Here is a 24,050-nt window from a genome sequence, read left to right on the forward strand (position 1 = left end):
CTCTAAGAGCCTATTTATATTTGCACTGCAATACTATTTTAAGGCGGTGTGTTATTAGTGATTGCTTGGTAAAGTCAAACGCGTCTTTTTACCTCTAAATCAATGAATTCATAACTTCAGCACAGGTGCTTTTTGCTTAAATTAAGACCATTAACAATCGATGATAAAGACGCACTCGTTAATTACTTAAACGATGCGTCTGTCACACAGTATTTATCAAGTAATATTCCATCTCCTTATACACAAGAAGATGCAATTTGGTTTATCACCAAAGGCAGTTTAGAAAATGCGATGGTTAGAGCAATAGAACGAAACGGTAAATTGTGTGGTGTCATTGGCGTATATTTAAAACAAGCTGAATATGCGCATAGCGCTGAAATTGGTTATTGGATAGGGAAAAAGTTTTGGCAACAAGGGATTGCAACAACTGCGGTTAAACTATTTGTTGATGATATTTTTAGTAAAACCCAGATTTCACGAATTTATAATCCTGTAACGAGTGCAAATATCGGGTCCATCCGGGTTATGGAAAAAGCAGGGTTTGTAAGGGAAGGTGTGTTAAAACAGTCTGTTAAACATCAGGGCAAATTGTATGATGAATACTTTTACGCCATAACCAAAACGTTTAAAAGCGAAGGTGATTAGTAAATCACCTTCGCTGTTTATTGTTAGTCTAAACTCGGGCTAAGAAGTTAACTCGCAATTTTTTCCGAGCTCAGGTGAGTTATGCTTTAACCTTTTCAGCGAATCGTAAAAGAGTATCACCACTCATACGGTAGCCAATCCATTCATGTTGAGGCTCTGCACCCAGCGATTCATAAAATTCACGTGATGGTGTGTTCCAATCTAAACAGCTCCATTCAAATCGACCGCAGCCTTTTTCAACAGCGATTTCTGCTAAGTGTTTTAATAGTGCAATGCCAGCACCCTTACCACGATGCTCTGGTGAAACATAGAGATCTTCGAGGTATAAACCAGGTTTAGCAAGCCATGTTGAATAGTTGTAGAAGAACACAGAAAAACCAATTGCTTTACCCTCTAATTCACAAATTAAACCGTGAACACCTGAGTGCTCAGCAAACATAGTCTGTTTAATGGTGTCAGGTGTGGCTAATACTTCATGTTCAGCTTTTTCATAAATCGCTAGCTCTTTAATGAAATACAAAATTGTGTCGACATCGTTTATCGTTGCTGGACGAATAGTTAAGCTCATGGAAACCTCATCTAGTAAATTTGCAGCTAGTTTATGTTTAAATGGATAATGAAACCAATGCATAATAAACATAAATACATGAATATTGATCATAATTATGAATGTAAAACAGTTTGATTTAAATTTACTCATCTTATTTCATAAACTTTATTTAACAGGCTCTGTAAGCCAAGCTGCAGATGAAATGTGCATAAGCCAGTCAGCATTTAGCCATGCTTTAGCCCGCTTAAGAAAAAGTTTGAACGACCCGCTTTTTGTCCGTGAAGACAATCAAATGAAACCGACAGAGCGTGCGCATTTACTTGCTAACTATACTGAAAAAGCACTGCCTTTGATTGAGCAAGGCCTTAGTCGTGTAGCACCATTTGAACCGCTAACAAGCGAAAAAACCTTTCGTATTGCAGCAACAGATTTCTCAGAGTTTTGCTTATTACCTAAATTAACCAAACATTTTGCATCTGTTGCGCCTAAAGTAAAACTGCAAGTTTTACCAGCAAGCCCGTTACCAGTTAAGCAGCAGCTTTCGCAAGGCAATTTAGATTTTGTTCTTGGTTTTCAACATCAAAATAGCGAGATGGAAGGGGTTAAACACTTAACTTGGTTAAGTGATGAATATGCAACTTTAGTGTGCCAACATCATAAAGACATCAAACAGCAAATTACCTTAGAGCAATTTTTAGCTCAAAAACATATTTTAATTGCACCCTGGGGCGAGAATGCAGGGGTTGTTGATCACGCCCTTGCAAGTTTAGATTTAACTCGCGAGATAGGCGCTCAGCAAGCGAGTGTTCTAGTTGCTCCATATTTACTACCTAATAGTGATTACGTGTTAACCATGCCTAAACGCATCGCAACCTTAGTGGCGGACGACTTGAAATTACAAGTACTCAAACCACCTATTCATATTCCTAACTACTTTTTACAGTTGTATTGGCATGCAACGAAGTCAAATAATGCAGCAATTACGTGGTTTGTAGAGCAGGTTGAAAGGTTATTTGTTGAATCGTGAAATCAAGTAATTCACAAAACATTGTTAAAAAGCCAGTCAGATTGATTGACTGGCTTTTGCTTTAAAGGCTCGTTTTAAATTGAGTGTGTGCGAGTGCTTCTTCAGATTCCATTTCACCACGGTGATCTTTTGCTAACTTTTCATAAAGTAACGGCAAAACAATTAAGGTGAAAAAGGTACCAATTAACATCCCCGCGACTAAGATAATACCAATACTGTTACGGGCTTCTGCACCAGCACCTGTCACTAATACCAGTGGGAAATGACCTAAAACGGTGGCTCCCGTTGTCATTAGTATTGGGCGTAGTCGCGTTGCTGCAGCGCCTTTTACTGCGTCTAGCTTAGATTTACCTTCAAGCTGTAAATGATTAGCAAATTCAACAATAAGAATACCGTTTTTAGCAATCAATCCAATTAGGGTAATAAGGCCAATTTGGCTATAAATATTAACGGTTGTTAGCGATAAAAATGGCAGCATTAATGCGCCTGCAAGAGCAAGGGGCGCACAGCCTAAAAGCACCACAAGTGGATCGCGGAAACTATTAAATTGAATCGTTAATAAGAAATACACCACTATCATTGAAACAAGTAACACACCAACCATGGTATTACCTTCTTTGCGCAGCTGACGTGATTCACCGGCATAATCAATAGAATAATGTTTTGGTAAAACGTCCGCAGCAATTTGCTCAATCGTACTTAAACCTTGCTCTTTTGTGATGTGTGGTAATACACCAGCTAAAATTCTAAATGAACTTTGTTGGTTAAATGAACCAAGTACACGCGGGCTTGTGAAAGTACGCAGTGTCGCAAAGGAAGATACAGGAATAAGTTCACCACTGCCTGTACGTATTTTCATGTCGAGAATGTTTTCAGGATTATAACGTTCGTTTGCGCCAACAATTGGGATAACGCGGTATGCTTTACCGTCTTTGTTGAAGTAATTTACAAAGTTATTGGACATTAAAATACTGAGCTGATCGTTTACTGACTTTAGGTTAAGCCCTAAATCGGCAATTAACTCACGGTCAATTTCAAGCTCTGCCTGTGGTAAATCGATTTTTAAATCGGTGTTTACAAACATAAAGCTGCCACTTTCATTGGCTTTAGCAATGATTTGATCAGCGTACTCTTTCATTACCTCAGGTTTGTCGTTTGCACGTAATACTACTTCAACATCAAATTGCCCTGCGGTAGGCAGTGACGCAGGTAAAATAGGGAACAAACTTAAACCGGTGACACTACCAAGCCTTGCGTATAAATCAAACAGCAAATCATGTACGGAGTTTTCGCGTTCTTCGTATGGTGCAAGTTCAACCCCACCGAAACCTGCAGCCGCAGTAATAATTTGCCAGGTAAATTTACCGCCTTCCGTTGCATTCATAACCACAGCTGTGTCGTTCATTTTAGTTGCAGTATATTCTTGAGATGATTCAGGCGGTGCTTCAACCACGACTTGAATACTGCTTTGGTCTTCAATCGGCGCGAGCTCTTTTTGTGACAATAAATAAAATGGCGCTGATAAAATTGAAAACACAATTGCCACAAAGAATACCTGAGGGCGAAGTGCAAATAGCTTATCAAGTGCATTAAAATAGAACGCTTGTAAACGGTCAAAGTAGCCATTCACTTTTTGTGTTAATTTACCTTCTTTACCACCTTCTGCATTGACCCATGCACTCATAATTGGCGACAAGGTCACGGCAACAACGCCTGATATTAATACTGCAATGGCGAGCGTGAAAGCGAATTCGCGAAACAAGAAACCCGTTAGACCAGTAAGAAAACCAATCGGTGCATAAACTGCTGCCAACGTAAGCGTCATCGCAATTACTGGTACTAATAATTGGCGCGAACTGATAAGTGCTGCTTGCCAACGAGGGCGACCTTCGCGCATATGACGGGCGACGTTTTCTACTACAACAATGGCGTCATCTACTACTAAACCGACGGAAAGTACTATCGCGAGTATTGTAAGCAGATTAAGTGAAAAGCCCATCATGTAAATTACGGCAATGGCGCCTAATATAGAAATTGGAATCGTGATAAGTGGCACCATAGCGGTTCTAAACGAGCCCATCATGGCAAGTACTACAATCCCTACAAGTAAAACGGTTTCGCCGAGCGTGGTAAAAATCTCTTTAATTGAATCACGCATGTACAAGGTACCATCGTAACCAATTTCAATGTGTAAACCATTCGGTAAAACATCATTTATTTGATCAAGTTTTTCGTAAAGTGCATCACCAATAACAATTTCATTTGCACCTGGTAATGCCCATACAGCTAAAAACACCGTGTCGTGATCATCTAAACGGGCAGTAACCATACCTTCAGCTTCGCCAATTTCAATTTTGGCAACGGTGCCTAAACGAAGTTGGACTCCATCACTTTCCTTGATCACTAAATTTTCAAAATCAGCAATGCTTTTAAGCGATGTATTGGCCATTAAATCAATGCGCTGACGACTATTTTCACTATAGCCAAGTGTGGCAATAGTGTTATTTGCTTGCAGTGCTTGAAATACATCCACGGCACTTATGTTATAAACTGCAAGTTTGTCAGTATCTAACCAAATACGCATTGCTGGGTCGCGGCCACCTTCTAGCGTTACTTTCTGAACGCCTGGAATATCGCTCATTTGCGGCACAATGTTACGAGTTAAATAATCACTTACTTCACTGCGGGGTAAGTCTTGCGATTGTACGTCCAGGTAAAAAACGGCATACGGACTATCAGCACGGACAATTTGAATTGATGGATCTTCCGCGCCAGTGGGTAACTCAAATTTAATTTGATTTAGCTTAGTTGTGAGCTCCGCTAATGCGTCAGTGGTGTTGTGATTTAATTCTAACCAAGCAGTTACCTTGCTAAGACCAGCTGTGGTGATTGAATCAACGTAATCTACCCCAGGTACTGTTGAAGTTACGCGTTCGATAGGCTCTGTAACGTAGCCTTTAACAACATCGGCAGCAGCACCGGTATAAACGGTATTTATCACAAGCGACGCACTTTCTATTTTAGGGTATTGCTGGACAGAAATTTTTTGTGCCGCATTAATGCCCGCTAATACAATTAGTACAGAGAGTACAATGGCCAATACCGGGCGGTTAACAAAGATATCCATAAAGGATGGCTTATTTTCATGTAATGCACTCATTACAAGCCCCCAGTATTTGAGCTATCTTGCGCAGTTTCTGTTGTATAAACCAATAAGTTTTCTTTTAATTTAAAGGCGCCTTCGCTGGCAATAAATTCACCTGCGTTTAAGCCACTTAAAATTAACTGTTGATCCGCATTTTTATCGCCAAGTACAACTTTAATTGGCTTAGCACGCCAATTTTGTTGTTCATCTTTTTCGAGTCTATAAACAAAATCACCAAAGTGATTGCGTGTTACCGCATTGGTTGGCACAGATACTGCGCTTATGGCTTCAATCGGCACAAAAACACTAACAATTTGATTATGATATAAACTGCTATTCTTGTTACTCAATTCAGCACGATAACTTTGTTGGCGAGAATTGATGTCGATATTGGGTGCCGTTGCAATAATTTTTGCGCTGAGTTTATTACCTTGAGCGGTTTGTTTTATTAAAGCAATTTCTACCGTATCACCGATGTTTAAACGGGGTAGGGTTTGCGGTACTGAAAAATCCACCCAAATGTTAGCATCTAAACCAACAAGCGTTGAAATTTGACTATTCACATCTAGCAGCTGACCAACTTGATATTGATTTAAGCCAATGCGTCCAGAAAAAGGTGCCTTAATTGTCTTTTTATTAATGATCGATGTTAAGTTTGCAACTTCCGCTTTTGCAACGCTTACATTTGCATCAGCTTTATCAACTTCGTCTTGGCTGATACGTTTTTGCGCTAAAAGTTTTTCAACGCGTATAAGTGTCGACTCTGCAAGTTTAAGGCGAGCTCGAGCTGCACTTAAATTAGCTTCTTCAATGCTAGTATCTAATTTAATTAGCAACTGGTCTTTTTCTACAATGTCACCTGGTTTAAAACCAATGTTAGTGATAGTACCAGCATATTCGTTGCTTAACGTTAAAATACTTGGGGCTTGAACTTGACCAACTACTTTAACCGTTTTGACATGCTCAACAGATTGCGCATAAGTACTTTTAACACTTGCCGATGGTTCAGGAAAAGATTCGGCAAAGGCAATCATCGCTTGTATTTGGCTAAATTTAACGAAGCCTAATCCTAGAATGACGACGAAGATTAAAATAATGGCACTTAGCCAGCGTTTGAGTTTCATAACTTTCCTTTAGTAATGTTTAACGCAAATTTAGCTCTTTCAACGTAGTATCAATACGTTGCAAAGAAGTTTGAGATAGTGGTTCTTGCCATGGGTAACTATTGAGTAAGCGCATTGAGCTGCGAATAATCGGGTGATCTAGCGCCAAAGGCTCTAGAAAAGATTCGGTACTTTCGGTGATTTGTTTTGTTTGTTGAATACGCTGAACATGCTCATAACCAACAGTAATTGCCCAGCCACTAATAATAATTTCTTCAATGACCTCACCGAGGTTAGGCACTTGCTTGAGTGCACCAGCATTAATGCCATCAGTCAATGCAAGCTTAAACGCTTGCTCACAGCGCGTACTTGCTTCAATCATTTTCTCTGTCCACATAGTTGATGCGCGTTTAATTACTGCTTCATTTGTTGCATATGATTGCAAGTCATAACAAAAGCTAAAACGCTGTAACTTGCGAGGCGCGATCAAGCTGATTGCCAGTATCTTTTCATGGGTTGCAAGAGATGAATGTAAAACTTGATTAAACACCACGGACGCGTGATTGAATGATTCATAGGCAAGTGCTAATACAATATCTTCTTTGCTCTGTACAAATTTATACACAGAACCCATAGATAGCCCTGCCAAACGGGCGATTTTGGCCATGGTAAAGTCAGTAACAGAGCTTTCCTGAATACACTCTTCTGCTGCTTTTAGGATTAAATCTTGTTGTTTCTCTGCACTAAACTTAGGAGCAGGTGCCATACAAATGCCTCACAATTTTCTTTGGTAATCTTGTTCGAATGATATTCGAATGATATTCTACGTTCGGTTTCAGTTAAGTCAAGCTGCAGTAATGCTGTTTTAATAAACAAGTTTCAGGTTGCTTGCTCATAACCTCGATAACACTTGTATATTCCTAAGATTTAAGAGTAATGAAGATGGACTATATAAAAATAAATAAAGAAACGTGGGATCAGCGTACTAAAGTGCATGTTGAGTCAGAGTTCTACGATGTAGCAAACTTTAAACAAAATCAAAATTCGTTAAACCCAATTGAACTCAAGCAAGTTGGAGATGTATTCGGTAAAAAGTTACTACATTTACAATGTCACTTTGGTCAAGACTCGCTTTCTTGGGCGCGACTTGGCGCAAAAGTAACAGGTGTTGATTTATCTAACGAAGCGATCACAAAAGCACGCGAACTTAATGACGAGTTGGGTTTCGATGCACAGTTTATTGCGCAAGATGTATATGAATTTGGTAATGAAAACCAGCAAACGTATGATCTTGTTTATACTTCTTATGGGGTATTGTGCTGGTTACCTGATTTAAATCATTGGGCAAAAGTCGTTGCTAATGCCTTAAAGCCTGGTGGCGAATTTCACCTAGTGGAGTTTCATAGCTTTAATGATTTACTTGACGGTTATGCTTATTTCCCAAAAGAAACTCCTGATATTGAAGAAGAAGGCACGTACACAGAAAACTGCGATGGTACTAAGGGCAAGGTTGTTACATGGGCACATTCTGTCAGTGAAGTTATCTCAGCGTTAATTTCAGTGGGCTTAGTGATTGATATATTTGAAGAGCATGCTTACTCTCCTTATGACTGTTTTGCAGATCTGGAGTTGGTAACGAATAAAGGCTATCAAAAGTTACATAAGGGTCAGCAAGTACCTATGCTTTATTCGATCAAAGCGCATAAGTCTGTTTAGCTATTTATACCAATCGAGTATTTAATAAAACTAATGAGATAAAGGCAGAGAAAATTGATAAACTTACCGGCGCTATTTTGACTTTTTTCTGTAGTAAATGATTATATTTATAACCGAATTTGTGAACTCTTAATCTAGTTACTTAGTGATTAATGCAATGCAAGGATGCAAAATGAAAAAAGCAATAAGAGTTGGTAGCTTAATCTTTATTTTTGTATTGAATTTCGCAACTGATGCCAAGATTTTATTATCAGAAGTTTTGATACAGCAACATGCTTATTTTGAACTCGACAACAAGTTAAAAGTACTGGCTATCTCAGATTCGACAACGAAAGAGTCAGCGGCATCGGTAAGTTTAGTCTTTGGTCAAGCTGATGGGCCTTTTGAGTACCCTGGTTTGGCCCATGCCCATGAACATGCAATGTTTTTGGGCAGCAGAAACTTTCCAAATAGTGATGATTGGCGACGCTTCTTTAAACCTAATACCGCAAATGCATCAACACTCACTGATCTCACTCGTTATCACTTTAAAATTGAATCCGAACATTTTGATGCAGCTTTGACTCGATTTCATGATTTATTGTTTAACCCATTATTTACACCACAGGGGGTCAAACAATCTTTGCAAGAAGTTGATGATGAGTTCCATCGTAAAAATAGCGATTGGCGCAAGTTGCTGTCTGTGATGCAAGCTAACATCAACCCGGCACATCATTTATCGGTTTTTGGTACCGGCAATTATGAATCTTTTGGTGAGTATTCAGAGGCGAAAAGACAACTATATATCGATTTACATAAACAATACTATGTTCCTGAAAATATGGTATTGGTGGTATACCATTCAGCGTCATTAGAAGTTTTGAAAGGGCAAATTAAGCGTCTGTTTGGCGAGCAAATGGCGGGGACATTTTCGTTACCGCGTAAACATGTCCCGTTATTACTAAGTTCACAACAAAGAAATTACATAAAAGTAGCAAAAGGCAAGGGTAAGCCTTCACTAGATATACGCTTCGAAATCCCACCAAGGACAAACCCAGTTAATTCGCTATTGCCAGAACTGCTCCATCACTATTTAGATATTTCCGTTGCAGAGACATTGAAACAAGCTGGACTGATTAGCAATCTTTCAATAGCTTATCAAGGTGATATGTATACTGGGATCATGGATATATATATTCAATTAACAACGTTAGGAGATAACAATAGCCAACAAGTTATAAAGCGCGTGCTAAAAGCAATTAGATCTTTTCAAAACGATTTCAGAGCAACTCAGGTTAAAGCGTGTGACTCACTAAATCAGCGTTTTCGAGGTCAACGACAAGAGATCTGGGATTGGCTGGGTGATATCTCGAACCAACTTCGAAGTTGGCAGCACGAACATTATATTGTGATTGATTATTGTAAAACAGAGGTATCTGAATCGGACTTAGAAAATTTTGCAAGCTATATTAAAAGTAATCAGTATCAAATTTTTCATGTGACCGGCTCTGAATTTAAAGCCGATAGTAAATCTAAATATTATCACGCAGCTTACCAAAAATTTGGACTATTTTTAGAAGTTCCATAATCGTTTTTAACATGACGTAATGATCTAAATGAATACTAGTGTGAGCGCAGTGATGTTAGATATAGAGCTTAAAACTCAAGTTTTCCGATTATCGGTAATTGGTGTTTAAATTCAATTTTACGTTTTTTCGAAGCAAGATGATTAATTATTAGCCTTGTTTATGAAAATTTGCAACATTATAAATGGTGTTTATAATGGGTATTGTTATGGTAAATCTTGCTATTGTGCTTAGCATGTTACAATCGTTGAAAATAGATATATGGTGAAGTTAGCCAATTTAAAATAGGCAACTGTATATAATCAATTGCCCATATATAAAGCATTTAACGCAGGATTTTTAAAATTTAGCTTGTTGGTAATAGTAATTATTATTAATAACTTAACGGGTGTTTGATGCTTTGCTTCATCATAGTGACTACTAAGGTTATCAATTAGTATTAATTTACTGAGTTTTTCATGTTTTTTAGACTCGACAGTTTAGTGAGTGAGTAAAAATCATGTAAAATACTTAGTTCATATCTTTTCAAAAACACGTCGAGAGTTTTTTATGAGTTTGTACACAGAATACATGGAAGAAATTGAGGTTCGTAAAAAAGACCTTGGTTTAAACCCAAAGCCAATTGATAGTGCTGAGCTACTATCTGAAATCATTGCTCAAATCAAAGATACAACAAATGAGCACCGTGAAGATTCATTAAAGTTTTTCATTTACAACACGCTACCAGGTACTACCCCTGCAGCGGGTGTAAAGGCAGCATTCTTAAAAGAAATCATTCTTGGTGAAGAGAGCGTTGCTGAAATATCAGCTGAATTTGCATTTGAACTGCTTTCACACATGAAAGGCGGTCCTTCAATTGCAGTACTACTTGACCTAGCATTAGGTAACGATGAAGCAGTAGCAAAACAAGCTGCAGATGTACTTAAAACTCAAGTATTCCTATACGATGCGGATACAACTCGCTTACAAGACGCATTCAAAGCAGGTAATGCGATTGCGAAAGAAATTCTTGAAAGTTACGCAAACGCTGAGTTCTTCACAAAACTTCCTAACATTCCAGAGAAGATTGAAGTTGTAACTTACATTGCAGGTGAAGGTGATATCTCAACTGACTTACTTTCTCCAGGTAACCAAGCGCACTCACGTGCTGACCGTGAACTTCACGGCCAATGTATGATTACACCTGAAGCACAACAAGAAATCGTTGCACTTAAAGAAAAGCACCCTAACGCGAAAGTTATGCTTATCGCAGAAAAAGGTACTATGGGTGTTGGTTCTTCACGTATGTCTGGTGTGAACAACGTAGCACTTTGGGCGGGTGAGCAAGCAAGCCCTTACGTTCCATTTATTAACATCGCACCTGTAGTTGCTGGTACTAACGGTATCGCACCTATCTTCCTTACTACGGTAGATGTAACAGGTGGTATTGGTCTTGACCTTAAAAACTGGGTTAAGAAAGTAGACGCCGATGGTAACACAGTGACTGATGAAAATGGTGACCCAGTACTAGAAGAAGCTTACTCAGTTGCAACGGGTACTGTGTTAACAATTGATACCCAAGCGAAGAAACTATACAACGGTGACAAAGAGTTAGTTGATGTATCTTCTGCTTTCACACCACAAAAAGTTGAATTTATGCGTGCGGGCGGCTCTTACGCGGTTGTATTCGGTAAGAAACTTCAAACGCTAGCAGCAGAAACACTAGGCGTTGATGCACCAGCAGTTTACGCTCCTTCAAAAGAGATTTCACACGAAGGCCAAGGTCTTACTGCTGTTGAGAAAATCTTTAACCGTAATGCAGTAGGTGTTCAATCTGAAACGCCACTTCACGCTGGTTCAAACGTACGTGTTAAAGTTAACATCGTAGGTTCGCAAGATACTACTGGTCCTATGACATGTCAGGAACTTGAAGCAATGGCTGCTTCAACGATTTCACCACTTGTAGATGGTGCTTATCAGTCTGGTTGTCACACAGCATCAGTTTGGGATGCAAAAGCGCAAGCAAACATTCCTAAACTAATGGCGTTTATGAACAAGTTTGGCCTTATCACTGCACGTGATCCAAAAGGCATCTATCACTCAATGACTGACGTAATCCACAAAGTATTAAATGATATTACTGTGGACGACCGTGCAATCATCATCGGTGGTGACTCACACACGCGTATGTCTAAAGGTGTAGCATTCGGTGCTGACTCAGGTACAGTAGCACTTGCTTTAGCAACAGGTGAATCGGCAATGCCAATTCCTGATTCAGTTAAAGTAACGTTTAAAGGTAAAATGGCTAAGCACATGGACTTCCGTGACGTGGTACACGCAACGCAAGCACAAATGCTTAAGCAATTTGGTGGCGAGAACGTGTTCCAAGGTCGCATCATCGAAGTTCACATTGGTACGCTAATGGCTGACCAAGCGTTCACTTTCACTGACTGGACTGCAGAAATGAAAGCGAAAGCGTCAATCTGTATTTCAAACGACGAAACGCTTATCAAGTCAATTGAACTTGCTAAGAGCCGTATCCAGATCATGATCAACAAGGGTATGGAAAACGAAGCGAAGACACTTCAAGGTCTTATCGACTTAGCTGACGAGCGTATCGCCGGTATTAAGTCTGGTGAGCAACCAGCACTTGCACCAGATGATAATGCTAAGTACTACGCAGAAGTAGTAGTTAATCTTGACGAAATCGTTGAGCCAATGATTGCTGACCCAGACGTAAACAACGATGACGTTTCTAAGCGTTACACGCACGATGTTATTCGTCCAGTTTCTTTCTACGATGGCAAGCCAGTTGATCTTGGTTTCGTTGGTTCTTGTATGGTTCACAAAGGTGACATGCAGATCATCGCACAAATGCTTCGTAACCTAGAAAAACAAAACGGTTCAATCGAGTTTAAAGCGCCACTTGTTGTTGCGCCACCAACATACAACATTGTTGATGAGCTTAAAGCTGAAGGTGATTGGGAAGTACTTGCTAAGTACGCAGGTTTTGAGTTTGACGATGCAAATCCGAAAACAGCTGCACGTACTAAGTACGAAAACATCTTATATCTAGAACGCCCAGGCTGTAACTTATGTATGGGTAACCAAGAAAAAGCTGAACCAGGTGATACTGTTATTGCTACATCAACGCGTCTTTTCCAAGGCCGTGTTGTAGCAGATACTGCTGAGAAGAAAGGTGAATCGCTACTTGGTTCAACACCATTAGTAGTTCTTTCAACTATTCTTGGTCGCTTCCCAACAATGGCTGAGTACACAGCAGCTGTTGAGGGCATTGACCTAACTGCGTTCACACCACTTGAAGAAGAACTAACGACTAAGTACGGTTCTGAGCAAGCAGTGCCAGTTAAAATGGTTTAATAAACCGATTTAACGAAAAAGCGCGGTAAGTTATGCTTACCGCGCTTTTTTATTTAAATGAACAACAATTCTGATAAATACAGATTTGAATAGGTTAAAAATCTATTCGTGATACTTACGAATAACCGCTACTTTTCCATTTTCAATTTCGAGCACTTCCATCATTACATTTGAATACTCAAGCGCTTGATTGTTTTGTGGGTGAATACCCTTAGCATTCGAGGTGTAGCGGATTGCGACAGCTGAATCATTAAAAGCAAATACATTGAGTAGTTTTGAATTGTATTCAGTATGTGCACCTAAATAAAATGTCATGCCTTTTCGCATCGCTTCTTTACCATCAGGCAAACGTGCATCATCGGTAACATAAGGTAGGTGTGAGTGACCCACATCGTCAGTAAGAAAAGCCAAATAAGCTTCAAGTTCTTTTGTTGTTGCGTTTGGTGCTTGAGAAGCAACCATCGCTTTATAGTAGTCTGTAGCAAATGTTTTAAGATCAAGTTGCTCTGCGTTTGCGAGCACATTTGGTATTGTGAACAATGAGAGTAAACAAATAAAGAGTAAGCGCATTTTAATTCCTGTTGATTTTATAAACATCAACTAATCTAGCGATTTAATTTTTTAAAGCCAAGGAAAATAAAGGCTTAGAATTATTTTGTTACATTAATCGCAAAGCAAAATAACTTACCCAATAGCAAATAATCACAGTAGATGTATGTATAATTGCTCGAATGAAAAATGGATACTTGCTTACATCTACCTTCAATTTACTCGATACTATGACGGCTAAACTCATCACAAAAAACCAAGGTGTACAAACAAAAAAGGTGTCTTTTTTAATTAAACTTACCGCTAAGTCATGAAGTAGCCCACTGATACTAAACGTTAAAATTAGTGCGAGAGTGTGAGGCAAAAAGTGCGTTAATGGTTTTTGAATTTTCGTAGCTAAGTAATAGCCCCAAATTGGGTTCCAATATAGCCAAAATTGTGAAAAGTTTTTCGCACCAAGGGCATTTTTGAGCATATTTGTGAGAGAACTTGATGCACCGAGTGGTACACCATTACGGCGTTTTACATATTGTCTAAGGGATAATTTTCTAGCCATTACAAGACATTTAAAGTAACAATCCATTAGTAATGGGCTGAAAACGACTCGCGCTGTAAATGAGAGACTGTGCAGTCAATTTTTCAACCCCATATACCCAGGTTTCTATACCATGTTTAGCTGCAACTTTTTGCAGTAGTAAATCGAAATCCCCATCGCCAGAGAGTAAACACACTACATCCACATTTGGGGCATGCTCTAAAACATCAATGGTAATGCCCACATCCCAATCACCTTTTGCTGAGCCATCAGCGCGTTGGATAAAAGGTTTGAGTTTTACGTCAAAGCCAATGTGCTTAAGCGCTTTTTGAAATTTATGTTGTTGGTCATCTTGGCGTGCAATTGCGTAAGCATTGGCGAGCACAATCTCTCCTTGATTTGATAATTGTTGCCATAATTCACGGTAGTTAAATTGGCGTTGATATGCTTGGCGTGTTGTGTAGTAAATATTTTGAATATCTACAAAAAGGGCGATTTTTTTCAAAATAAGTCATCGTTTTAAGTTTTGTTTACTATAGCAAGCATCGATTGAGAGTAACAGGGTAGCGATGCTGTGGTATAATTAGCTTTTTGAAATTTTGAGTAATCACTTTGTCTACAGCTTCTTGTTTCTCCCAAACGGCGTTATCGCCAGCACTTTTGGAAAACTTAACCAGTTTAGGTTATAGATCCATGACCGATATTCAGGCGCAAACCTTGCCGCTTATACTTGCAGGTAAAGATGTGATTGGGCAGGGTAAAACCGGTTCGGGTAAAACAACGCTTTCGCGTTCAAGCAGTGGTTGTGTGTCCTACTCGCGAACTAGCCGACCAAGTAGCAGTAGAGATACGAAAGCTTGCGCGCGCTATTCATAATATTAAAGTGCTTGCGTTATGTGGTGGAGCACCAATGGGGCCACAAATAGGCTCGCTTGAACATGGTGCGCACATAGTGGTGGGCACACCAGGGCGTATTGAAGAGCATTTACGAAAAGGCCGTTTAAATTTAGACGAAGTGAATACCTTTGTGCTTGATGAAGCCGACCGAATGCTTGAAATGGGCTTTGAAGAGTCTCTTAACTGTATTATTGAGCATTTACCGGCTGCTCGCCAAAACTTGCTTTTCAGTGCAACTTACCCAACTAAAATCGAGCAGTTAGCACAGCATGTGATGGTTAATCCTGAAAAAATCGTGGTTGAAGCAACACATGACCACAGCTCAATTAGCCAATATTTTTATGAAGTTGAAAATAACGAAGCGCGCTTAGATGCGGTTAATCGTCTGTTACTTAAGTTTCAGCCAAAATCAGCCGTGGTGTTCTGTAATACAAAAAATGAATGCCAAAGTGTGTGTGATGAATTAAGTCAGTTTGGCTTTGATAGCGCAGCGCTACACGGTGATTTAGAACAAAAAGATCGTGACCGTACCTTAGTGCGCTTTGCTAACAAGAGTTTAACTATTTTGGTTGCAACAGACGTTGCTGCGCGTGGTATCGATGTCGACCATGTTGATATGGTTATTAACTATCATATTGCCCATGACCCTGAAGTGCATCTTCACCGTATTGGTCGTACGGGCCGTGCCGGTAATAAAGGCATTGCTTGTTCACTTATGAGCTATAAAGAATCACATAAGGTGAATGCCCTTGAAGACTATTTAAAGATTGAAGCAATGCCCACTGATTTGCCGAGCGATGATGTGTTTGCTAACCCAATTGAACGCGCACCTAATATCACACTACAAATTGATGGTGGTAAAAAAGCAAAACTTCGCCCGGGCGATATTTTGGGAGCTCTAACTGCAAATAACGCAATTAGTGGCGATCAGATTGGCAAAATCAAAGTAACTGCAATGGCATCCTATGTTGCCGTTACCCGCAAAATAGCAAATTTAGCGGTAAAGACAATTAGCGAAGGTAAGATGAAAGGGCGCAGCTTTAGGGTACGTAAAGTTTCTAAATAATTTTTAGTATGGCGATCTACTTTGTAGTATCGCCACTATAACCCATGCTTTACGTTATAGTCTTTGAGAGCTTTTCTTATTTTATCGACAAGGGCTTTGTCTGTTTTTAGTCCAAATGCCATACACCCCTCGGCATCGCTTGGTTTTTTAACTTCAAATATTTTTTCAACATCAGATGCTGGGCGCTTGAAATGGCGCAGGTTTTCTTTCATTTCCCATTCTGTTTGCAACACTAAATCAACGCGCTCGGCAAAAAATTTACGTGTTCCAGCATAGGGGTCGCCTGTCACATCTAAATTAACACCATTGATAAAGCCTTTGGACAACAGATATTCGTGATCACTTTCACTTTTTTCAATGGAAGTAACGTAATTACGAGCATCCTCAATGGTATTGATATTGATATCTTTTCGTTTGGATAATTTGTAAAGGTGAACTTTAACAGGGCCAATCAGCGGGCAAATCCATTGAAACTTGTCTTCGCGGTCTTTGGTCCGGAGTATTGTATAAATAAGCGTGTTTTCATCATTAGATGTGAGGATCATCGAACGCGCCCAAGGGTAAGATGAAATGGTGTATTCGATGTTAATGCTGTCTAAAACTGCTTTTAATCGTTCAGTTGCAATGCCGGTAATTTCACCATTGTCGTTGGTGTAATTAAATGGGCGCCATTCTTCAGTCACTACATTAAGCTTGGCGACTGCGAAAGACATCTTTGCAAAGGTCAAAAATAGAAAAACTACACAGTTTAAAACAACCCGAAACACACTAATCGCAACTCCTTAAGCAAATGCGATTATGTAATTTTAGTACGTGATCGCATAAATAATTTCAAATTTAAGAACAATTTAATCCATTTTTAAGTTTCACTATATAACGTTGTATTAAGTTTTTAAACTAGGAAATAAATTCTTAAAAAAGAAAGTTTCAAAACTACATTAGTTGTACGTTGTAAATGATGCTATGGATTGGTTATGAGCCGATTTAAGTAAACAGAAACAGGCACTAAAAAAAGGGCTTACAGCCCTTTTATAATATACTTAACTTTCAGAAGTAGCATTTTGCTCTAACGCTAACTTTTCTCGCTCAGCCTTAGATATATATTTTGGTTTATTACTCTTATGTACTTTCTCGTTGGCTTTTTTGTCTTTCTTCTTGAGCTTTTCGTAGATTTTTTTACGACGGTTCATGATTATCTCAATAAATTTATCTTTGATTATTTTAACACAGCAAGTTAAAAAGCAATCATATTATTCACTTGCTAAACTTAAATTGTATAAAAGCGCGGCATGATCACTCCCGTTAACAGGAAGTGTAGAAAAGCTGTTAAGTTTAACTGTATTGCTTACTAAGCAGTGGTCAATGGTAATTCCAATCAATGAAAACAATGAATTGGGTAAACTGAAAGGAGCCCATGAAGCATAATGGCCTGAATTATCATAGCAGCTGCTGTATTTCGTCATTTTAGGAAAATGTGTTGAATGTGGGTTTGTATTAAAATCGCCAAGTACAATGGTGTGTTTTACTTCAGCTTCACTTTCTAATAAATTTTTAAGTTGTGTCAGCATCATATTGCGTTTATGCCACAGCGTTTGTGTTCTTGGTGATGGGGGATGAAGTGCAAATACTCTTACTTTTGTATCACCGACAGCGAGCATAAGTTCAATAATTACGCCGCGTACACTGCTTTGAAATATTTGGTGTTTTTGGCGAGATAGTATTGGGTACTTCGAAATAATACCTATGCCATCCGGAAACCCCTCTATTTCAGCTGAGCCATAATCAAAGTAATTGCCTCTTAACCTAATAAACTCGGCTCTGTGGCTATCATTTACTTCAAACAGCACGGTAAGCTCCGCTCTATTCGTTGCAAGTGTTTGATAGACTTTATTAATATTTGGATTGTAGTAATTTAAATTAAGCTGAAAAACACTAATAGCAGGCTGAACTTCGCTTACTGAAGATGAAAAAAGAGGCACCTTTGTAAATAGCAAACCAATAGATATAAACGTAAGCAATAAGCCAAATTTAATATTAAAACAAAGTAATAGAAATGAAATTACGCTGGCAAATATAATCAACTGGGGTGTGATACTACTGCTCAAATCGAGCCAGTAGAGCTCCGATGCAAACGATGAGTTTGACACTAAAACAAGCAGCACAATAACACACCACATTAAAATCAGAAGATTTTTAGCCATATTTCTCATTTGTCTTTTAGTTAGTGTAATAAGTATAGGAGGTGATTAGCTATGATGATATTTTGACTTGGTATGGCGGTAGTGAAGCGGCATTAGGGTGTTTTCACATGCGTATAATCAATGACGTCTGAAAGCTACTGGCAAAATAAAGAATCAGTATCGTTATGCGCTTAGTCAAATTGGCTACTTCCCAAGAATGAACATTCCTTTTTTAGGAAATAACTCCTCACCAGTTTTACCTTGATAGATTTGATGCAATCAAAGTGCTTAGTTATTAAACAAAGTCGAACAAGCTTTGCTTGCGAAGCTGCTTTTATTTTTAAAAGAAATAGAAGTTCCTAAACCACTGTGCTAATCTGCGCGACCTTTTTTTGCTTAGGAGTTTTCTATGATTGTTGGTTTTGATTATGGTAGTTCAAACTGCGCCATGGGCGTAATGGATGAGTCATCACCTAAGCTAATTCCTTTAGAGCAAGGCAAACCTTATTTACCTTCTACACTGTACGCGCAGCACAATAGTTTGATTGTTGATTATGTCGCTAAAAATCTGTCGAAAAATGCCGAACATGAGCATTATCTAGCATCACGAAAAGGCTTATTAAGCGGCATTCCAGCGATTCGTGCTGATTTAGACTTAGCTTCACATGAAAGCGGCATTTACATTGGTAAAGAAGCAATAGAAGAATATATAGAATTCCCTGAAGAAGGTTTTTACGTCAAATCACCAAAATCATTTTTTGGTGCGACAGGATTAAAAACAGAGCAAATTGCCTTTTTTGAAGATATTGCAACAGCCATGATTATGGCAATAAAAAAGCGTGCTGAAAGCCATTTAGGGCGTGAATTATTGCAAACGGTAATAGGTCGACCGGTTAATTTCCAAGCGGTTGGTGGTGAAGAAAGTAACCAACAAGCGGTTGAAATTTTAACAAAAGCGGCCAAGCGTGCAGGTTTTAAAGATGTTGAATTTTTATATGAGCCACTAGCTGCTGGTATCGATTTTGAATCGTCATTGAAGCAAGACAAAAAAGTACTTGTTGTTGATATTGGCGGTGGTACATCCGATTGTTCATTTGTACAAATGGGGCCATCATTTCGTGATAAGCATGACCGTTCGCACGATTTTCTTTCTCATAGTGGTAAGCGAATTGGCGGGAATGATCTTGATATTGCCCTTACTTTTCATAAGTTAATGCCACAGTTTGGCTTAGGCACACAAATGAAATCTGGGCTGCCAATGCCTCATCCACTGTATTGGCAAGCCTGTAAAATAAACGATATTCATTTACAAAGTGAGTTCTACAGTGATGCAAATCACCGAGAATTAACTCGCTTGCTACGTGAAGTAGAGCAACCAGATTTGTTAGCGAGACTGATAAAAGTATTAGAGAATAAACAATCTCATCAGCTAGTTAGGCAAGGCGAGCTGGCGAAAATTGCGCTTTCTGAAGATACTGAGCACACGGCAGATCTTTCGTTTATTGAATCATGTTTAAAGCAATCAATCGCTAGTAATGATTTAAGCGATGCGATAAATGATAGCCTTAAACAAATGGTAAATTTGGCCAATGATGCTATCACAAGTGCAGGTACACGCCCTGATATCATCTACTTAACCGGTGGCAGTGCACAATCACCATTTTTGAAAAAAGCATTACAACATGCCCTTGGTGATATCCCAATGTTAAATGGTGATAATTTTGGCAGTGTGACTGCAGGTCTTACAAAATGGGCACATAAACTCTATAAATAATTAAAAAGCGCTTTGTTAAGGTTACAAGTGATTGGCCTTAACACTGACAATGGTTGCTATTAGCGCTTTTCTTTGTTTATAGTAAAACCTACTGCTAAAGGAGTTATGCAGTAGGTCGATAAATAAACAACAATTTTTTCAAGGATGACATATGGAATCTTCAATCCATAAAGAGGCAGAACAGGCTGTGATGTCTGTTCATACAAGCCGCAAAATAGATTTACTTTTACTGTTATTGCTCAGTATTTTAGTTGTTGTAAATGCTTACTTAGCCCACTATGCATCGATAAATCATGCAGCTTTTAATGTGAAAAGTAAGCAAGTTGCATTTGTGTTAGCTGCGACATTTGGTTTGCCATTTATTTGTTTTGTCACAAGTCTTTGTTTTCCGGCAATGCGGAAATTATCAAACCAGCTAAGAATGTTTACCCTTACTTCTGCAATTGTCTTTGTCTCTAACATGCCATTGCTGGCTTTGGTTTTTTAAATAGCAATAAGCCGCTTTTAAAGGCGGCTTTATTGTTTGTTTCGTTTTTACTTGAATTAGCTTTGAGTAATAACAACACATTCACTGTACGTTATTGCAGTAATACTGATTTTTTCAGCCCTGACGAGAGTGCCATCTAAAGCCAAAATTTGCTCATCCCCTTCGCTTAATTTCATTTCACCTTGGTATACATACACCATTGTTTTACTGTCAGTATGGTAAGTTTGCCCCGCTTTAAGCTTTACAATATGCATATGTGTTGTGCTATCGAAGGTGTCATTTTGCGTTATATCACCACCATAAATATGGGTTACACCGATTTCCTTGGGGTTGTAATGTTTATATTCTGCAGGGCGACCAAACTCTTCTGGAAGCGCCCAAATCTGTAATAACCGGTTTTGAGAATTATTGGGGTTAATCTCATTATGTGAAAAGCCTTCACCACCTGCACGTTGAACTTGGGTTTCACCTGCTTTTAAGCTTTTACCATGCTCAAGAGAGCCTTCATGGGTTACTTCACCTTCTAACATAACAGTAATCACATCAATTTCTTTGTGTGGATGCATTGTGGTATCGCCAAAAGGATTAAACTTTGCATCTGCTAAGTAAACAAATTGTCCTAAACCTTCAAAAGTGTTTGGTGATTTATGATTGCCAAATAATCGACTATCTGTAACTAAACGGTGCTCTGTTAAACCTGCAAACCCGCCAAGTGGCAGTGAGTTTCTTGTAAGTACTTTCATTGTGTTTCCCTGTAATTAGTTGTGTTTTACCAATGAAAGTAATATTAGGGTGTTTTTATTGTTCAATAAATATAGTTTTTTGATTAACATAAATCCATAACTAACAACAATGATGTGTTATGCAAGACCTAAACGATATGATGGTATTTTTGGCTGTTGTTGAAACAGGCAGTTTCACACTGGCTGCTGAGCGTTTAGCAATGCCTAAAGCTAATGTGAGCCGCAAAGTAACAAAGCTTGAAAATGCGTTAGGCGTTACACTTTTAGAAAGAACAACACGTACTCAAAGATTAACCGAAGCAGGTAGAGCCTATATTGCCCATTGTAAGCGGATTTATGATGAAGCAGAGTTAGCAAAAGGCGTTGCAGACAAAGCCCGAAATTCTATTTCAGGTCCCATTAAACTTGGGTGTTCTGTGTCAATTGGGCAAGAAATTCTAAAACCCAATATTGCAGGGTTTTTGGCAAAATTTCCTGACGTTGAATTACAACTTAATTTGACAAATCAGCGTGTGGACATGGTCGAAGGCGGTTTTGATATGCTGATCCGTATAGGCAAACTGAGCGATTCTAGTTTGATTGCTAAAAAGCTGGGGTGTGCAACACGTAGCCTTTATACAAGCCCAAAATATTTAGCGTCATTAAATGTCGAACCTAATCTCGAAAACTTACATCAGTTAAATTGGTTGGTGATGAGTAGCAGTGTGAGTGCCCAAGGCATTACACTTTTGAATGCTAACAAAGAGAAACATGTATCATTTAAAGCAAAACTGATAGTTGATGATTTTAGTGTGATCAAACAAGCAACAATTGATGGTTTGGGTATTACTGCAATGCCAAACTATATGTGCCAAAAAGAACTTGAATCTGGAAAACTGGTTAAGGTGCTGCCTAACTGGCAACTGGAACCCTCAATGATGTATGCGCTTTATGCAAAAAATCGCGTTAATCTACCCAAAATTAATGCGCTTTTAACGTTTTTACAAACGGTATTTGAAAACAAGTTAGCATGCTAATAAAACTAAAAAGGGAAGCAATTGCTTCCCTTTTAAATATTAGATGTAAATCAAATTAGGTATAAATACTGAAAAGATCCGCATTTAACCAAAGGTGAACTAATATACTTGCCGCATAACCAAGGGCAATTACTGGCGCCCATTTTAAGTGGCCAAAGAAAGTATAGTAACCACGTGCTTGACCCATTAAAGCAACGCCTGCCGCAGAGCCAATAGACAGTAAACTACCACCAACACCGGCTGTAAGTGTGATTAACAGCCATTGACCATGTGATAGCTCAGGTGACATTGCCAGAACTGCAAACATCACAGGAATGTTATCAATTACAGCAGAGATTAAGCCCAGTAACACGTTTGCGGTAGTTGCAGACATACCACCATAGAGTGCTTCTGACATTAAGGTTAAGTAACCTAAGAACCCTAAACCACCAACACATACCACGATCCCGTAGAAAAACAGTAATGTATCCCATTCTGCTCGCGATACTTTTGCAAATACATCAAATGGTACAACGCTTCCCAGTGATTGAAGACGTTTCTGATCACCTTTACTTTCTGCCATCGCTTTTTTGCGAGCCAATGAGCCAGGTAGGGTCATTCTCAGGAAGTAACCAAAGAACTGAAGGTAACCAAGACCCATCATCATGCCAAGTACAGGTGGTAAGTGGAGTAGGCTGTGACACAGTACCGCAGTTGTTACAGTCAGAAGGAATAGACATAAAATACGAATGGCTCCACGCTTTAATTCAACGTCTTCTTGGGCTGCAGCAGGCTGCTTACGTTCAACGAAGAAACTCATAATCGCTGCTGGCACAATGTAGTTAGCAACAGCAGGTAAGAATAAGGCAAAGAATTCAATAAATTCGACTTTACCCGCTTGCCAAACCATTAAGGTTGTAATATCTCCGAACGGACTGAATGCGCCACCAGCATTGGCTGCAACAACAATATTAATACAACATAAGTTAATAAACTTTTTATCGCCAGAGGCAACTTTCATCACAACGGCACACATTAGAAGGGCTGTAGTTAAATTATCGGCGATAGGTGAAATGAAAAATGATAACCAACCAGTGATCCAAAACAGCGCAGGATAGCTAAAGCCTTTTCGAACCATCCAAGCACGTAATGCATCAAATACACGGCGCTCTTCTAAGGCGTTGATATAGGTCATCGCAACCAGGAGGAATAACATAAGCTCGGCAAATTCGAGCAAATTATGCCTAAAAGCAGCTTCGGTAATGGCTGGCAAGTCGTTACTGACATAATAACTACCAATTAAAATCCAAATTAAGCCCGCTGCAACTAACACCGGTTTAGATTTGCGCATATGTAACTTTTCTTCAAGCATTACTAAAGTGTACGCAAGTACAAAAATGGCAATACAAATAAAGCCGATAGTACTTGAAGTTAAGTTAAGCGGTTGGCCGAGATCTGTCGATGCAGCCAATAATGAAGAAGGAAACAGCAAGCAGCTGAATAGGAGTAGACATAAATACAACTTGTTATTCATCGGTGTGCCTTGTATTAAAATTGCAGCGTTTGTTAAAAAGCGCGCGAACAGTAACACAAAAAATTAACAAATTGCATAAGACAGAGGTCTAAATGGCTAAAATAATGGTTAATATCGGAAATAGATCAAAAGAATGGCTAATATGGTCACTATTAACTAGTAATTTTATTCAGGCGAAG

Annotated in this window: 20 protein-coding genes and 1 pseudogene; 9 read left to right on the forward strand and 12 right to left on the reverse strand. The window is 38.9% G+C overall.

The features are described 5' to 3' along the window. Positions 1 to 132: 132 nt before the first annotated feature. Positions 133 to 645 (forward strand): GNAT family N-acetyltransferase, encoded by a 513-nt coding sequence (locus tag ON073_RS00530; RefSeq protein WP_274759907.1) that lies wholly within the window; start codon positions 133 to 135, stop codon positions 643 to 645. Positions 646 to 724: 79 nt separating this feature from the next. Here ON073_RS00530 and ON073_RS00535 read toward each other — a convergent pair whose 3' ends face one another. Beyond that, on the reverse strand, positions 725 to 1,213 hold the full coding sequence (locus ON073_RS00535; RefSeq protein WP_274759908.1) for a GNAT family N-acetyltransferase: 489 nt from the start codon (positions 1,211 to 1,213) through the stop codon (positions 725 to 727). Between the two features lie 97 nt (positions 1,214 to 1,310). On the opposite strand from ON073_RS00535, the gene ON073_RS00540 reads away from it, so the two are divergent. Beyond that, complete coding sequence (locus ON073_RS00540) at positions 1,311 to 2,222, forward strand: LysR family transcriptional regulator (protein ID WP_274759909.1); 912 nt, start codon at positions 1,311 to 1,313, stop codon at positions 2,220 to 2,222. A gap of 61 nt (positions 2,223 to 2,283) precedes the next feature. Here the strand turns inward: ON073_RS00540 and ON073_RS00545 are convergent, their stop codons facing one another. From ON073_RS00545 to ON073_RS00555, 3 genes are read right to left on the reverse strand one after another with little or no spacing between them, the layout of a single operon-like run. After that, on the reverse strand, positions 2,284 to 5,382 hold the full coding sequence (locus ON073_RS00545; RefSeq protein ID WP_274759910.1) for an efflux RND transporter permease subunit: 3,099 nt from the start codon (positions 5,380 to 5,382) through the stop codon (positions 2,284 to 2,286). Then, positions 5,382 to 6,491: an efflux RND transporter periplasmic adaptor subunit gene (locus tag ON073_RS00550; protein WP_274759911.1), complete on the reverse strand. Its 1,110-nt coding sequence runs from the start codon at positions 6,489 to 6,491 to the stop codon at positions 5,382 to 5,384. The genes ON073_RS00545 and ON073_RS00550 overlap by 1 nt, the downstream gene beginning before the upstream one ends. Before the next feature lie 19 nt (positions 6,492 to 6,510). Beyond that, a complete protein-coding gene (locus tag ON073_RS00555) occupies positions 6,511 to 7,236 on the reverse strand; it encodes a TetR/AcrR family transcriptional regulator (protein WP_274759912.1) in 726 nt (241 codons plus the stop codon). Positions 7,237 to 7,412: 176 nt separating this feature from the next. On the opposite strand from ON073_RS00555, the gene ON073_RS00560 reads away from it, so the two are divergent. The 3 genes from ON073_RS00560 (at position 7,413) to ON073_RS00570 (ending at position 13,111) form a co-directional block, all read left to right on the forward strand. Further along, entirely contained in the window at positions 7,413 to 8,186 is a 774-nt protein-coding gene (locus ON073_RS00560) for a class I SAM-dependent methyltransferase (RefSeq protein ID WP_274759913.1), read from the forward strand. Positions 8,187 to 8,358: 172 nt separating this feature from the next. Then, positions 8,359 to 9,753 (forward strand): insulinase family protein, encoded by a 1,395-nt coding sequence (locus ON073_RS00565; RefSeq protein ID WP_274759914.1) that lies wholly within the window; start codon positions 8,359 to 8,361, stop codon positions 9,751 to 9,753. Between the two features lie 547 nt (positions 9,754 to 10,300). Further along, on the forward strand, positions 10,301 to 13,111 hold the full coding sequence (locus ON073_RS00570; RefSeq protein ID WP_274759915.1) for a bifunctional aconitate hydratase 2/2-methylisocitrate dehydratase: 2,811 nt from the start codon (positions 10,301 to 10,303) through the stop codon (positions 13,109 to 13,111). Between the two features lie 102 nt (positions 13,112 to 13,213). On the opposite strand, the gene ON073_RS00575 is transcribed toward ON073_RS00570, so the two are convergent. The 3 genes from ON073_RS00575 to ON073_RS00585 all read right to left on the reverse strand — a co-directional run bounded on the left by ON073_RS00575 (position 13,214) and on the right by ON073_RS00585 (position 14,700). Next, positions 13,214 to 13,681, reverse strand: a complete 468-nt coding sequence (locus ON073_RS00575; RefSeq protein WP_274759916.1) for a nuclear transport factor 2 family protein — start codon at positions 13,679 to 13,681, stop codon at positions 13,214 to 13,216. A gap of 88 nt (positions 13,682 to 13,769) precedes the next feature. Continuing rightward, positions 13,770 to 14,216 (reverse strand): acyltransferase, encoded by a 447-nt coding sequence (locus tag ON073_RS00580; protein WP_274759917.1) that lies wholly within the window; start codon positions 14,214 to 14,216, stop codon positions 13,770 to 13,772. A gap of 10 nt (positions 14,217 to 14,226) precedes the next feature. Further along, positions 14,227 to 14,700: an NYN domain-containing protein gene (locus tag ON073_RS00585; RefSeq protein ID WP_100915332.1), complete on the reverse strand. Its 474-nt coding sequence runs from the start codon at positions 14,698 to 14,700 to the stop codon at positions 14,227 to 14,229. 188 nt (positions 14,701 to 14,888) lie between these two features. Here ON073_RS00585 and dbpA point away from each other — a divergent pair. After that, positions 14,889 to 16,158: pseudogene (gene dbpA / locus ON073_RS00590) on the forward strand (ATP-dependent RNA helicase DbpA). Between the two features lie 35 nt (positions 16,159 to 16,193). Here the strand turns inward: dbpA and ON073_RS00595 are convergent. The 3 genes from ON073_RS00595 to ON073_RS00605 all read right to left on the reverse strand — a co-directional run bounded on the left by ON073_RS00595 (position 16,194) and on the right by ON073_RS00605 (position 18,359). Continuing rightward, a complete protein-coding gene (locus ON073_RS00595) occupies positions 16,194 to 16,871 on the reverse strand; it encodes a substrate-binding periplasmic protein (protein WP_274759918.1) in 678 nt (225 codons plus the stop codon). Between the two features lie 327 nt (positions 16,872 to 17,198). Then, on the reverse strand, positions 17,199 to 17,348 hold the full coding sequence (locus tag ON073_RS00600) for a DUF2986 domain-containing protein (protein WP_274759919.1): 150 nt from the start codon (positions 17,346 to 17,348) through the stop codon (positions 17,199 to 17,201). A gap of 60 nt (positions 17,349 to 17,408) precedes the next feature. After that, a complete protein-coding gene (locus ON073_RS00605; RefSeq protein WP_274759920.1) occupies positions 17,409 to 18,359 on the reverse strand; it encodes an endonuclease/exonuclease/phosphatase family protein in 951 nt (316 codons plus the stop codon). Between the two features lie 388 nt (positions 18,360 to 18,747). On the opposite strand from ON073_RS00605, the gene yegD reads away from it, so the two are divergent. Then, positions 18,748 to 20,112 carry a molecular chaperone gene (gene yegD, locus ON073_RS00610; protein ID WP_274759921.1) on the forward strand — a complete coding sequence of 455 codons (1,365 nt, stop codon included), beginning with the start codon at positions 18,748 to 18,750 and terminating at the stop codon, positions 20,110 to 20,112. Between the two features lie 151 nt (positions 20,113 to 20,263). Continuing rightward, positions 20,264 to 20,599, forward strand: coding sequence for a hypothetical protein (locus tag ON073_RS00615; RefSeq protein ID WP_274759922.1), 336 nt, complete (start codon positions 20,264 to 20,266; stop codon positions 20,597 to 20,599). A gap of 56 nt (positions 20,600 to 20,655) precedes the next feature. Here ON073_RS00615 and ON073_RS00620 read toward each other — a convergent pair whose 3' ends face one another. Continuing rightward, a complete protein-coding gene (locus ON073_RS00620; RefSeq protein ID WP_274759923.1) occupies positions 20,656 to 21,342 on the reverse strand; it encodes a pirin family protein in 687 nt (228 codons plus the stop codon). A 119-nt stretch (positions 21,343 to 21,461) separates the two neighbouring features. Here ON073_RS00620 and ON073_RS00625 point away from each other — a divergent pair, with 119 nt between their 5' ends. Further along, the gene (locus tag ON073_RS00625; protein ID WP_274759924.1) at positions 21,462 to 22,358 is read left to right on the forward strand and encodes a LysR family transcriptional regulator; all 897 of its coding nucleotides are present in this window, start codon (positions 21,462 to 21,464) and stop codon (positions 22,356 to 22,358) included. Between the two features lie 55 nt (positions 22,359 to 22,413). Here ON073_RS00625 and nhaD read toward each other — a convergent pair whose 3' ends face one another. Continuing rightward, positions 22,414 to 23,871, reverse strand: coding sequence for a sodium:proton antiporter NhaD (gene nhaD / locus ON073_RS00630; RefSeq protein ID WP_274759925.1), 1,458 nt, complete (start codon positions 23,869 to 23,871; stop codon positions 22,414 to 22,416). Positions 23,872 to 24,050: the final 179 nt, after the last annotated feature.

Origin of the sequence: Pseudoalteromonas sp. G4 (assembly GCF_028875915.1) — a bacterium.
Classification (GTDB): Bacteria; Pseudomonadota; Gammaproteobacteria; order Enterobacterales; family Alteromonadaceae; genus Pseudoalteromonas.